Raw genomic sequence first — 13148 nt, 5'->3', positions numbered from 1 at the left:
TGTGCAGGCCTTGTGTCCGCCGAGGACGCGGACCCTGAACCACTTGCCCACCATGACCGCCTTCAGCCCCGAACTTCTCCTGCCCGCAGGTTCCCTGGACAAGATGCGTGCCGCCTACGACTTTGGCGCCGATGCCGTCTATGCGGGCCAGCCGCGCTACAGCCTGCGTGCGCGCAACAACGACTTCCGGCTCGAGCAGCTCCAGCAGGGCATCGAGGAGGCTCATGCGCGTGGCCGGAAGTTCTTTGTCACCAGCAACCTGCTGGCGCACAACGACAAGGTGCGCACCTATCTGCGCGATATCGAGCCGGTCATTGCACTCAGGCCCGATGCGCTCATCATGGCCGATCCGGGCCTGATCATGCTGGTGCACGAGAAGTGGCCCGAGATCCCGATTCACCTCTCGGTGCAGGCCAACACCACCAATTCGACCTCGGTGAAGTTCTGGCAGAAGGTGGGCGTCTCGCGCATCATCCTCTCGCGCGAGCTGAGTCTCAAGGAGGTCGAGCAGATCCGCCAGGACTGCCCGGACATGGAGCTGGAAGTCTTCGTGCACGGCGCCTTGTGCATCGCCTATTCGGGCCGTTGCCTGCTCTCGGGCTACTTCAACCACCGCGACCCGAACCAGGGCACCTGCACCAATGCCTGCCGCTGGGATTACAAGGCGCATCCCGCGGCGGTCGACTCGAACACCGGCGAAGCGCTGGCGGTGGAGCGGATCGGCCAGGATTTCAATTTCCAGCAGATGCAGGAGGAGGCCGACCAGGCCTTCTCCGCCTGTGGTGATGGCCAGCGCCACCCCAAGGCCGACCAGGTCTATCTGATCGAGGAGATTGGCCGCCCCGGCGAGCTGATGCCCATCATGGAGGATGAGCACGGCACCTACATCATGAACAGCAAGGACCTGCGCGCCGTCGAACTGGTCGAGAAGCTGGTGAAGATCGGCGTCGATTCGCTCAAGATCGAGGGCCGCACCAAAAGCCTCTACTACGTGGCACGTACCGCGCAGGTGTACCGCCGCGCCATCGATGACGCGGCGGCGGGCCGCCCCTTCAACCCGGAGCTCATCACCGAACTCGAAGGGTTGGCCAACCGGGGCTACACCAGCGGCCTGCTCGAGCGTCGGCCGGCCAACAGCTACCAGAACTACGAGACGGGTCATTCGGTGGCCCAGCGCAGCCAGTTCGTCGGCGAGGTGCGCGGCGTGCGCGCCGATGGCTGGGTCGAGGTCGAGACCAAGAACCGCTTTGCCGTCGGTGACACGCTGGAGATCATCCACCCGAGCGGTAACCGCATCGTGCAACTCGAGACCATGCAGAACGCCGAGGGCGCCAGCATCGCGGTGGCGGCGGGCAATCCGCTGCGCGTGTGGATTCCTCTCGGAGGTCCGGTCGAAGGCGCGCTGGTGGCACGGCTGCTGCAGCCTGCTGCCGAGGTGGTGGCTGCATGAAGATCGCGTTGATCGGCATGCCGGCTATCGGCAAGACGACACTCGGGCGCAAGCTGGCCCGCATCTACGGCATGGATTTCGTCGATCTCGACCATGCCATCGAGGAGGCCATCGGTTGCAGCATCCGCGAGTATTTCGACGGCATGGGCGAGGCAGCCTTCCGCGATGTCGAGTCGCGGGTGCTGGCCGACCACGTGGCGCGCCCCGGGGCTGCGGTGCTCTCCACCGGCGGCGGCATCGTGTTGCGGCCGGAGAACCGCGCACTGCTGCGCCAGCGCTGCCTGGTGGCCTATCTGTTTGCCACGCCCGAGGTGCTGCTGCGCCGCGTGCGCAATGACCGCACCCGGCCCTTGCTGCAGGTGGACGATCCGCTGGCGCGGCTGCAGGAGCTGTATGCCGCGCGGCATCCGCTCTACCAGGAGACGGCCGACTTCCACGTCGCGGCCGATGCCGCCGGCACCCGCGCCGTGCTGGCCGAGCTGCAGCGGCACCTGGCCGTGCATGGGCTGCAATCCGCCTGATGCGCCGGGTATGATCGCTGCTGCGCCAGACCGCATGCCGTCTGGCGCGTTCACCTTTTCCAGCCCCAGACCTCCAGACCGCTTTGCCTGTCCGCCTGCCATGAGCCAGTCCTCTCCTGCCCCAGCCACCGCCGCGGTGGACGTCGTCGATATTGCCCTGGATGCCCGCAGCTATCCGATCCTGATCGGGCAGGGCGAGTCCCTGTGGCAGCAGGCCGAAGTGCACTTTCCCAAGGGCACCAGCGCCGTCATCGTCACCAATACCACCGTGGCACCCCTGTATCTTCAGGCGCTGCGCCAGCGCTTGGAACGCCACTATCCCAAGGTGCTGGAGGTTGCGCTGCCCGATGGTGAGCAACACAAGAACTGGCAGACGCTGAACCTCATCTTCGATGCGCTGCTGGGCAACGGTGCCGACCGCAAGGCCGTGCTGTACGCGCTGGGTGGTGGTGTGATCGGCGACATGACCGGCTTTGCCGCCGCTTGCTACATGCGTGGCGTGCCCTTCGTGCAGGTGCCCACCACGTTGCTGGCACAGGTCGACTCCTCGGTGGGTGGCAAGACGGCCATCAACCACCCGCTGGGCAAGAACATGATCGGCGCTTTCTACCAGCCGCGTCTGGTGGTGTGCGACATCGACACGCTGCGCACGCTGCCGACCGAGCAACTGAGCGCAGGCCTTGCCGAAGTCATCAAGTACGGCCCGATCTATGACATGGAATTCTTCGCCTGGCTGGAGGCCAACGTCGAACGGTTGGTGGCGCAGGACGCCGATGCGCTGCGCCACGCCATCCGCCGCAGCTGCGAGATCAAGGCGGCAGTGGTCAGCGCCGACGAAACCGAGGCCGGATTGCGCGAAATCCTGAACTTCGGCCACACCTTCGGCCATGCCATCGAGGCCGGCATGGGCTATGGCGCCTGGCTGCACGGCCATGCGGTCGCCGCCGGCATGGTGCTGGCCACGCGCCTGTCGCAAAAGCTCGGCCACCTGCCCGACGCTGACTTCCTGGCGCGGCTCGTGCCGCTGCTGCAAAAAGCCGGCCTGCCGATCGAGGCGCCCCGCCTCGACCCCGCACGCAACGCCGAGCGCTACCTGGAGCTGATGCGCGTGGACAAGAAGACGCAGGGCGGGGCGATCCGCTTCGTCCTGATCGCCCCGCCCGGCCAGGCGCACACCGAGAAGGTGGCCGACGCCGTCGCCGCGCAGTTGCTCGACGAGTGCATCGCCTGATGGCCGCTCTCGCCATGCCGGGGCGCGCACCCTACGCCTGCCAGCCGTTCTGCACGCGCGGACGCCGCATCGCCGAGCCGGCTGCGCCCACGCGCAGCGACTTCCAGCGCGACCGCGACCGCATCGTGCATTCCTCGGCGTTTCGGCGCCTGGTCTACAAGACCCAGGTGTTCCTGAACCATGAGGGAGACATGTTCCGCACGCGCCTGACGCATTCGCTGGAAGTGGCGCAGGTGGCGCGCTCGATCGCCCGCCCGCTCGGGCTCGATGAGGATCTGGTCGAGGCCATCGCGCTGGCGCACGACCTGGGCCACACGCCTTTCGGCCATGCCGGGCAGGATGCGCTCAACGTCTGCATGAAGGACTTTGGCGGCTTCGAGCACAATCTGCAAAGCTTGCGCGTGGTCGATGTGCTGGAGCAGCGCTATGCCGCCTTCGATGGGCTCAATCTCAGCTTCGAGACGCGTGAAGGCATCCTCAAGCACTGCTCGGCCGCCAATGCCCGTCGCATCGAGGCCTGCGAGCCCGGCGGCATTGCACGGCGGTTTCTCGACCCGGCCTGGCCCAGCCCCAGCCTGGAGGCGCAGCTGTGCAATCTGGCCGACTCCATCGCCTACAACGCGCACGACATCGACGACGGTGTGCGCTCCGGCCTGTTGCATGAAGAACAGTTGCAGGATGTGCCGCTGTTCGGGACCTACCGCGAAAAGGCGGCTGCGCAGTTTCCGCACCTGCGCGGTCAGCCCAAGCGCTGGCTGTATGAGACCATCCGCCTGATGCTCAGCGCGCAGATCTACGATGTGATCGAGGTTACCCGCGCCAACCTGGACCGGCACCGCCCCGACAGTGCCGACGCGGTGCGTCAGCTGCCGCCGCTGGTGCGCTTTTCCGAGACCATGCAGGGCCAGGCCGTGCAGCTCAAGCGCACCATGTTCGCCAACCTGTACCGCCACCCGCAGGTCATGCACACCACCGGCCTGGCCCAGCAGGTCATCGCCGAGCTGTTCGCCGCCTATCTGGCCGCGCCCGAAACCATGAAGCCCGAGTTCGCCGCCAAGGCCAAGGCAGCGGCCAGCGAGACCGAGCTGGCCCGGGTGGCGGCGGACTTCATCGCCGGCATGACAGACCGCTTTGCGCTGCGCGAGCACGAGCGCCTGACGGGCTACCGCATCATGAAGGCGGGCGGTGCGCTGCAGGTTTGAGCACCTGCTCAGGGCTCGGGTGGTGCTTGGAATGGCCGCCTCTTCCTTTCAGAGGTATAATCGAGCGCTTTGTCACGCCGCGACCCGTTCCAGTTGCGGCGCGTGTGTCAACCGGGTGCCGGTTCTGCCTATTCTTTCTTTTCAGGCAACAGGCATCCCCAACGAGGAAAACCAATGATTGCATCTTCGATCAAGGCGGAAGTCATCAAGGACAACGCCCGTGGCGCCAACGATACCGGCAGCCCTGAAGTGCAGGTCGCTTTGCTGACCGCACGCATCAACGAACTGACGCCGCACTTCAAGCAGCACGCCAAGGACCATCACGGTCGTCGCGGTCTGCTGCGCATGGTGAGCCGTCGCCGCAAACTGCTCGACTACCTGAAGAACAAGGATGCCGAGCGTTACACGGCGCTGATCGCCAAGCTGGGTCTGCGCAAGTAATCGCGCCAGATGCAAGAACGCCTGGGTCTGCTTGCAGTGCTCAGGCGTTTTGCGTTTTCAAGAACAGGTTCCAGCGAAGGTCAAGGCAGAGCGAAGCTGTGTCATTCCATCGCAATCCGGCGCGGGTTGCGATGGAATGGCATCGTGTTCTGACTGGCTTTCGATCCCGCATGCTGCACTTCTGTGGTGCCGCGTGCTTTTGATTCATTTTTGATTCATTCACTCGAAACGAGAGGAATACATGTCCATCTTCAATAAAGTCGTCAAGGAATTCCAGTGGGGTGATCACAAGGTGATCATGGAGACGGGCGAAGTCGCCCGCCAGGCCTCCGGTGCCGTGCTGGTCAACATCGAGGACACCGTGGTGCTGGCCACCGTGGTCGCCAGCAAGGATGCCAAGCCGGGCCAGGACTTCTTCCCGCTCACGGTCGACTACATCGAGAAGGCCTATGCGGCCGGCAAGATTCCCGGCAGCTTCTTCAAGCGCGAGGCCAAGCCCAGTGAGCTCGAGACGCTCACCAGCCGTCTGATCGACCGTCCGATCCGCCCGCTGTTCCCCGAAGGCTTCTACAACGAGGTGCATGTGGTCATCCACACGCTCTCGCTCAACCCCGAGGTCGATGCCGATATCGCCGCGATGATTGCGGTCAGTGCCGCGCTGGCGGTTTCCGGCCTGCCGTTCAATGGCCCGATCGGCGCCGCGCGCGTGGGCTACATCAACGGTGAATACGTGCTCAATCCCGGCAGGACGGCGCGCAAGAACAGCCGCCTCGACCTGGTGGTGGCCGGCACTGAGGCGGCCGTGCTGATGGTCGAATCGCAGGCCGACCAGCTCACCGAAGACGTGATGCTGGGCGCCGTGGTGTTCGGTCACGAGCAGGGTCAGGTCGCCATCAACGCCATCCACGAGCTGGTGCGCGAAGCCGGCAAGCCAGTGTGGGACTGGCAGGCGCCCGAGAAGGATCATGCCTTCATCGACCGCATCAAGGCGCTGGGCGAGGAAGGCCTGCGCGCCGCCTACCAGATCCGCTCCAAGCAGGCCCGTACCCAGGCGAGCCGCACGGTCTACGCCCAGGTCAAGGCCGCGCTGGCCGAGCAGGGTGCCGAGTTCGACGCCGTCAAGGTCGACAACGTGCTGTTCGACATCGAGGCCGCCATCGTGCGTGGCCAGATCCTCGCTGGCGAACCGCGCATCGATGGCCGCGACACGCGCACCGTGCGCCCCATCGAGATCCGCAACAGCGTGCTGCCACGCGCCCATGGCTCCAGCCTCTTCACGCGTGGCGAGACCCAGGCGCTGGTGGTGGCCACGCTGGGCACCGAGCGCGATGCGCAACGCATCGACGCGCTGGCCGGCGAGTATGAGGATCGCTTCATGCTGCACTACAACATGCCGCCGTTCGCCACTGGCGAAGTCGGCCGCATGGGCTCGACCAAGCGCCGCGAAATCGGCCACGGCCGCCTCGCCAAGCGTGCGCTCGAAGCCGTCCTGCCCGCCAAGGACGAATTCCCGTACGTGATCCGCGTGGTCTCCGAGATCACCGAATCGAACGGCTCCTCGTCGATGGCCTCGGTCTGCGGCGGCTGCCTGTCGCTGATGGACGCCGGCGTGCCGCTCAAGGCGCACGTGGCCGGTATCGCCATGGGCCTGATCAAGGAAGACAACCGCTTCGCCGTGCTGACCGACATCCTTGGCGACGAGGACCACCTGGGCGACATGGACTTCAAGGTGGCCGGCACCACCACCGGCGTGACCGCGCTGCAGATGGACATCAAGATCCAGGGCATCACCCGCGAGATCATGCAGGTGGCACTGGCACAGGCTCAGGAAGCGCGCCTGCACATCCTGGGCAAGATGCGCGAATCGCTGGGCGAGGCCAAGACGGAAGTCTCCAACTTCGCGCCCAAGCTCTTCACGCTCAAGATCAATCCCGAGAAGATCCGCGACGTGATCGGCAAGGGCGGCGCCACCATTCGCCAGCTCACCGAAGAGACCGGCACGCAGATCGACATCCAGGAAGACGGCACCATCACCATCGCCGCGGTCGATGCCGCCAAGGCCGATGAGGCCAAACGCCGCATCGAGGAGATCACCGCCGAGGCCGAGATCGGCAAGGTCTATGAAGGCCCGGTCGTCAAGCTGCTGGACTTCGGAGCGCTGGTCAACATTCTGCCCGGCAAGGACGGCCTGCTGCATATCAGCCAGATCGCCCATGAGCGCGTCGAGAAGGTGACCGATTACCTGCAGGAAGGCCAGATCGTCAAGGTCAAGGTGCTCGAGACCGACGAGAAGGGGCGCATCAAGCTGTCGATGAAGGCCTTGCTGGACCGCCCGCAGCGCGCTGAACGCACCGAGCGTCCTGAGCGTGCCGACCGTGGTGAACAACGCGGCGAGCGCCAGGAGCAGGGCGATACGCCAGTCCAGGTGCAGCCCCAGCAGGCAGAGTGAGCCAGGCGTGCTGACGGCTGGTCGCGGGAGCTTTCGCGCATGAGCATGCAGGCGGTGCAGATCGGCCGCTTCGGCGGGCCCGAGGTACTGCAGCTGACCACGCTGGCCCGGCCTGTGCCGGGTGCTGGCGAGGTGCTGGTGCGCGTGGCTGCCAGCGGCGTCAACCGGCCGGATGTGTTGCAGCGCAAGGGGCACTATGCGCCGCCGCCGGGCATCAGCGAGATTCCCGGCCTCGAGATTGCCGGGGAGATCGTCGATGGCGATGCCCAGGCCATGGCGGCGGTGGGCCTGCACGTGGGCGACAAGGTCTGCGCACTGGTGGCCGGTGGCGGCTATGCGCAGTACTGCGTGGCCCCGATACCCCAGTGCCTGCCCATTCCCGCCGGTTTCAGCGAAGTCGAGGCGGCCAGCCTGCCCGAGACCTTTTTCACGGTCTGGAGCAATGTGTTCGAGCGTGCCGGCCTGCAGGCCGGCGAGACCCTGCTGGTGCAGGGCGGCAGCAGCGGCATCGGCGTCACCGCGATCCAGCTGGGCCGGGCGTTCGGCGCGCAGGTGCTGGTCACCGCCGGCAGCGATGCCAAATGCCGTTCCTGCGAGGCGCTGGGTGCGCACCACGCCATCAACTACCGCAGCCAGGACTTCGTGCAGCAAGCCTTGCACCTGACGGATGGCCGCGGCGTGGACGTGATTCTGGACATGGTCGCTGGCGACTATGTGGCGCGCGAGGTGCAGGCGCTGGCCGAAGATGGCCGGCTGGTCATCATCGCGGTGCAGGGCGGCGTGGCCGCCGGCTTTGATGCCGGGCTGGTGCTGCGCAGGCGCCTGACCATCACCGGCTCGACATTGCGGGCGCGGCCAGTGGCCTTCAAGGGGCATATCGCCCAGGCGCTGCGCGAGCGGGTCTGGCCGCTGCTGGCGGCCGGGACGGTGCGCCCGGTAATCGATACGGTGTTTCCGGCGGCGCAGGCCGCCCAGGCCCATGCGCGCATGGAAGCCGGCGAGCACGTCGGCAAGATCGTGCTGCAATGGCCGTGACGGACAAGGCGAGAGACAAGGGTTTTTATGACGACACGCAAGCTGATTGTCGGTAACTGGAAGATGAATGGCTCGCTGGCTGCCAATGCTGCCCTCGTGCAGGCCATCGGGCAGGGGCTGGAGCGCGCGGGTGCCGCCGTGACGGTGGCAGTGGCGCCGCCCAGCGTCTATCTGGCGCAGGTCGGCGGGTTGCTGGCGGCAGGCGAGGAGGAGGCCGGACAGTGCCGTGCGACCGTGGCACTGGCGGCGCAGGATGTCTCTGCCGCGCCATCGGGTGCCTACACCGGCGACATTGCCGCAGCGATGCTCAGGGAACTGGGCGTGCGGTATGTGATCGTCGGCCATTCCGAGCGCCGCAAATACCAGGGCGAGAGCAATGCCGTCATCGCAGCCAAGGCCGCGCAGGCCCAGGCGGCAGGTCTCACCCCCATCGCGTGCCTGGGCGAGACCCTGGAGGAGCGGGATGCCGGCCGGGCGCTGGCCGTGGTGCAGGAGCAGTTGCAGGCCGTGCTCGAGCATGAAGGCGTCAATGGAGCGGCATTGGTCGTGGCCTATGAGCCCGTCTGGGCCATCGGTACCGGCCGCACGGCCTCACCGGAGCAAGCGCAGGAGGTGCATGCCGCTCTGCGTGCGCAGCTGGCCGCGGCACTGGGCGAGTCGGCAGCACGCCATGTGGCCATTCTGTATGGCGGCAGCATGAATGCCGGCAACGCTGCCGAACTGCTGGCCAAGGCCGACATCGACGGCGGTCTGATCGGCGGGGCCGCCCTGAAGGCGCCCGATTTTCTGGAAATCATTGCCTGCGCACAGCGCGCGGCAAACCCGGCCTGAGGCGTTTTTGCCGCAGGTTGTACTGACACGACACTAGACACTATTGACTGAGACCGAGGAACCATCATGCTGATGACAGTTGTTTTGACCATCCAGATCCTGGCCGCGTTGACCATGGCCGGCCTGATTCTGGTGCAGCACGGCAAGGGTGCCGACATGGGGGCCGCCTTTGGCACCGGTAGCGCCGGCAGCCTGTTCGGCGCCAGCGGCAGCGCCAACTTTCTCTCGCGCATGACGGCGGTGTCGGCCACCGTGTTCTTTGCGGCCACCCTGGCGCTGGCCTTCATGGCCGGCAAGGGCTTGCAGCAGCCTTCCGGCGGCGGCAGCAGCGTGCTGGAGAACGCCCCGATTGTCGCTCCCATCGAGAGTGGCCCGGCATCCGCCATTCCTGGTGCTGATGCACCTGCACCTGTGGCGCCGGCTCCGGCAGCTACCGGCAATGAGCGTGTCGATGCCATCCCGGGTGCCGAGACTGGCGCACCCGCATCAGGGTCAGCTCCCGCCCCCGCGCCAGCGGAAGAAGGCAATGCCGCTCCTGCAGATGCAGAGCCCACGCAGCCCGCGCCTGCGGCGCCAGGGACGACAAGCCAGCCATGATGGCGTGGGGCCCTGTTTCGGTCCCATCCTGCATGAAGGCGTGAGGAACCCGGCCAGGTGGTGTTGCCCGCCATGGGCGTATCCGATTTGACAATGCACGGCGGCCAATGCCCTGGCGGGACTTGTTGGCTTGGCGTGTCGGCGCCGTGTCGCGTCGTCTGCAGATGGCGATTGGTTCAGCCTTGCCTTGCACGCGTTTCCGCCACGCTGGTCCGCCATCTGTCTTGATTCATTGTTTGCATGCCTGCTTCGAAGACCGGGCCTGCTGCGCCGGCAGCATGGATTTTTCCACACCGCCAGAACTGGCGCAGTGTCACTGTTCTCATCACCGCAACCACCATTTTCCTGCTTGTCGCCTACGCGCTGGCGCCGTCGCTGCCGCCGCGCATCGGCTGGGAGAACGGTCCGATCGAGAATCTGCAGGTTGCTCTGCTCTTGGTCGGCGGGGTGTTGGCGCTGCGTGAGGCGTATCGGGCCGAGCAGCCGGTGCGGCGCTGTGTGTGGTGGATCGTGGCACCGTTCTGGTTTGCGCTGGCCCTGCGCGAACTCAGCTGGGGCGCCACCATGATGGTGCCGCTTTCGGTGGACTCCGTGACGGGTCCGGTGTTTTCCTCGTCGCAACAGCTGCTCTACAAATGGGCGGTGGCACCCGTATTGGGCTTTCTGCTGGCGGTGATGGCCGTGGCGGCTGTGCGTTGGCGCATCGACCGGCTGCTGCCCCTGCTGTGGCGCCAGGGTGGGTTGCCATGGCTGGAACTGGGCCTCTTCGGCATCTGCATGATGGTGTCTGCCGCCACCGAAGGGCATATGGGCCTGCATGTACCGGGCCTGGATGCTGGTGCCAGCCAGATCCTGGAGGAGTTTGCCGAGCTTGTGGCCTACTTCTTCTTGCTGCTGGGCCAGTGGCGCATGCGACGCGTGCTCGGTCGGTGTGCGGGCAGCGCGCAGGGGCGGGCATGATGGAATGGCTTACCTTGCCGCTGGATTTCATCCTGCATGTGGATCGTTATCTGGAGGTCGCCGTACAGCAGTATGGCGCCTGGATCTATCTGTTGCTGTTCGCCGTTCTCTTCGTCGAGACGGGCCTGGTGGTCATGCCTTTGCTGCCGGGCGATTCGCTGCTGTTCGTGGTCGGCATGCTGGCGGGCGCAGGTCTGCTCAGTCTGCCGCTGGGCATGGGGGCCTTGCTTGCCGGAGCCATCCTGGGTGACCAGTGCAATTTCCAGATTGGCCGCTTTGTTGGCCTGCGGGTGTTCCGGCGCGAGGGCTCGCGCTTCTTCAACCGCCGCGCGTTCGATCTTGCCCAAGGCTACTATGAACGTCACGGCCCGATCACCGTGGTGCTGGCGCGTTTCATGCCATTTCTGCGCACCTTCGTGCCGTTTGTCGCTGGCGTGGCGCGCATGCATCGACCCACCTTCGTCGCATTCAATGTGATCGGCGCATTGCTGTGGGTCGTGGGCATTTCCAGCCTGGGCTACTTGCTGGGCCATCAGGCCTGGGTGCAGCAGCACCTCTCCACGCTGATCTGGACGTTGGTACTGGCGCCCGGCATGCTGGCCTTGTGGGGCCTGTCAAGACGACAGCGGCACGACGAGTATGATCGCGGCGGATAGGGTGAAAGGCGAAGGCGGTCTGGTTTCCCGGCCGCCCTTGAGGTTCCTTGAGCTTGCCGGTCTGCGCAGCGCAGTGCAAAACCATCTGCAGATGGTGCCCGATCTGGCGCCGGGGCCGTGGGATCATCGGTGCATGGCGAGAACCAGGCTCGCCATGTGTTTCTCCCGGTCGGGGGCCGGGAGCCTGCCTGCCGTCACAGCGGCCGTTCCGAGGCCGCCAGGTAGCGGTTCATGCCTGCTGCAAACGCCTTGTCGAAGCGGCCATAGAAGTCTGGCGCCTGTTGCGCACTGCAGCTGGCGGCGCCGCCGTAAAGGGTGCCCAGCACGTGCCCGCTCGACGAGAACAGTGCCGAGCCGCTGCTGCCGCCTTCGGTGGTGCCGCTGGCCCAGCTTACGGCGTAGTAGTTGTCGCTGTCGCTTCCCTCTGTCGAGCAACTGCCGCTGCCATTGCAGCTGGCGTAGGAGACGAGCTGGCCACCGCTGATCTTTGCCAGATCACCCGCAGGATGGTGAATGCCGTAGATGGCCTGCACGGTATTGTTCTGATTGGCATCCCAGCCGGCCAGGTAGGTGCCGGCGGGCGCGGCGTCATTGAGAACCAGCAGGGTGGCGTCGTAGCCTTGCGTTCCGGTGGTGCTCACCAGCAGGCGGGCGCCGCCGCCGCGGACCGTGTGGCGACTGTCGATCGCGGCACTCGAGCAACTGGCCGTGCGCAGGAACCAGTCGGTTTGCAGCGAGCTGGCCTCGGCCTGCGTGCCGATGCAGTGGTTGGCGGTCAGGAAGTAGGGAATGTCCGAGGCAATCGCGTCGTTGAGCAAGGTGCCGGTGCAGAGGTAGCTCTTGCCGTCCGAGGCGACGAATTGCATGCGGGCAACGGCATCGCGCTGCTCCTGGCCGGTTCTGTAGCAGCTGACATCCTGGTTGCAGCTTTCCGCATCGCCAATGGCTTTCTCGATGCTGCCGGATGCCTCTTCTTCACTGTACTGGCTGAGATCCGTGAAGATGTGCGAGAGGGTTGGAAGTGCGATTTGCAGGGCCTGTGGCATCACTCCGGCGGGCAGCTCCAACTCGAGCACCACATGGTCGCCGCCGAGATTGGGCGACCACCAGGTCCTGCCTGCGGCACTGGTGTCGCCCGCTTCGGCGTTCAGGGCCAGCAGGGCATTGATGCTGGAGCCGCTGACTTCATAGGCCTCATCCTCGTTCTGGTCGTGGTAGAGGCGCAGCAGCGCGGCATCGGGTAATTGCTCGATCAGCAGACCCAGCCGCAGGCCGAAGGCGGCCTCGGCCTGGACGCGAATCGCGGCGTGCTGGCTGCCATCGGCGGCAACGCTCCAGTGCAACTGATCGGCCAGCAGGGCCGGACTGGCGGTGCTGGCGATCTCGCGTGCCTCGCCGATCCTGCGCGCGCCGAACGGCTCTGGCAGTGCGGTGGATTTCTCGGCCGCGAGCGCCGGCAGGTCGATGCGGCCGACCTGCAGATTGGCAGGCGCCTCATGGCTTTTGAATGTGGTGATGGCCGCCTGCTTGCCGGTGTGATAGCGGCCATCGACTTTTTGAATGCTGAGTGCGGGGGGGAGGTCATTGCCGCCATCGCTTTCTCCACCGCCACATGCAGCCAGCAGGCCGGCCGCAATGGCGCCGATGATATGGAATCGAAGGTGTTTTTGCATGGCACGCATTTTGACCGAATGTAAGAGAGGATACGGTTCCAATCCGTAAGACCGTTGACATTGGTCGAACATCGCATTCCTGTCACCGGATCATTGCCATTT

At 65.6% G+C, this 13148-nt stretch carries 12 protein-coding genes; 11 read left to right on the top strand and 1 reads right to left on the bottom strand.

Annotation, left to right across the window (positions count from 1 at the left end; translation table 11 throughout):
• Positions 1-52: 52 nt before the first annotated feature.
• From trhP to EV687_RS05335, 11 genes are all read left to right on the top strand, one after another.
• Entirely contained in the window at positions 53-1450 is a 1398-nt protein-coding gene (gene trhP, locus EV687_RS05385) for a prephenate-dependent tRNA uridine(34) hydroxylase TrhP (protein WP_122226785.1), read from the top strand.
• Positions 1447-1971, top strand: coding sequence for a shikimate kinase (locus EV687_RS05380; RefSeq protein ID WP_122226784.1), 525 nt, complete (start codon positions 1447-1449; stop codon positions 1969-1971). Before trhP ends, EV687_RS05380 begins: the two co-directional genes overlap by 4 nt.
• A 100-nt stretch (positions 1972-2071) precedes the next feature.
• On the top strand, positions 2072-3202 hold the full coding sequence (gene aroB, locus EV687_RS05375; protein WP_122226783.1) for a 3-dehydroquinate synthase: 1131 nt from the start codon (positions 2072-2074) through the stop codon (positions 3200-3202).
• A complete protein-coding gene (locus tag EV687_RS05370; RefSeq protein ID WP_207226378.1) occupies positions 3202-4404 on the top strand; it encodes a deoxyguanosinetriphosphate triphosphohydrolase in 1203 nt (400 codons plus the stop codon). Before aroB ends, EV687_RS05370 begins: the two co-directional genes overlap by 1 nt.
• A 174-nt stretch (positions 4405-4578) precedes the next feature.
• Positions 4579-4845, top strand: coding sequence for a 30S ribosomal protein S15 (gene rpsO / locus EV687_RS05365; protein WP_122226782.1), 267 nt, complete (start codon positions 4579-4581; stop codon positions 4843-4845).
• Between the two features lie 241 nt (positions 4846-5086).
• Positions 5087-7294, top strand: coding sequence for a polyribonucleotide nucleotidyltransferase (pnp, locus tag EV687_RS05360; protein ID WP_122226781.1), 2208 nt, complete (start codon positions 5087-5089; stop codon positions 7292-7294).
• Positions 7295-7339: 45 nt separating this feature from the next.
• A complete protein-coding gene (locus EV687_RS05355) occupies positions 7340-8329 on the top strand; it encodes an NAD(P)H-quinone oxidoreductase (RefSeq protein WP_122227243.1) in 990 nt (329 codons plus the stop codon).
• 27 nt (positions 8330-8356) lie between these two features.
• Positions 8357-9160, top strand: a complete 804-nt coding sequence (gene tpiA / locus EV687_RS05350; RefSeq protein WP_122226780.1) for a triose-phosphate isomerase — start codon at positions 8357-8359, stop codon at positions 9158-9160.
• A gap of 66 nt (positions 9161-9226) precedes the next feature.
• Entirely contained in the window at positions 9227-9757 is a 531-nt protein-coding gene (gene secG / locus EV687_RS05345; protein ID WP_242612472.1) for a preprotein translocase subunit SecG, read from the top strand.
• Between the two features lie 240 nt (positions 9758-9997).
• On the top strand, positions 9998-10717 hold the full coding sequence (locus EV687_RS05340; RefSeq protein ID WP_122226779.1) for a hypothetical protein: 720 nt from the start codon (positions 9998-10000) through the stop codon (positions 10715-10717).
• The gene (locus EV687_RS05335) at positions 10717-11373 is read left to right on the top strand and encodes a VTT domain-containing protein (RefSeq protein WP_122227239.1); all 657 of its coding nucleotides are present in this window, start codon (positions 10717-10719) and stop codon (positions 11371-11373) included. The genes EV687_RS05340 and EV687_RS05335 overlap by 1 nt, the downstream gene beginning before the upstream one ends.
• 194 nt (positions 11374-11567) lie before the next feature.
• Here the strand turns inward: EV687_RS05335 and EV687_RS05330 are convergent, their stop codons facing one another.
• Complete coding sequence (locus EV687_RS05330; protein WP_162846557.1) at positions 11568-13046, bottom strand: trypsin-like peptidase domain-containing protein; 1479 nt, start codon at positions 13044-13046, stop codon at positions 11568-11570.
• Positions 13047-13148 lie beyond the last annotated feature (102 nt).

This window comes from Corticibacter populi, assembly GCF_004217315.1.
Classification (GTDB): domain Bacteria; phylum Pseudomonadota; class Gammaproteobacteria; order Burkholderiales; family Burkholderiaceae_C; genus Lampropedia; species Lampropedia populi.
This window is presented reverse-complemented; position numbering and strand designations above follow the sequence as displayed.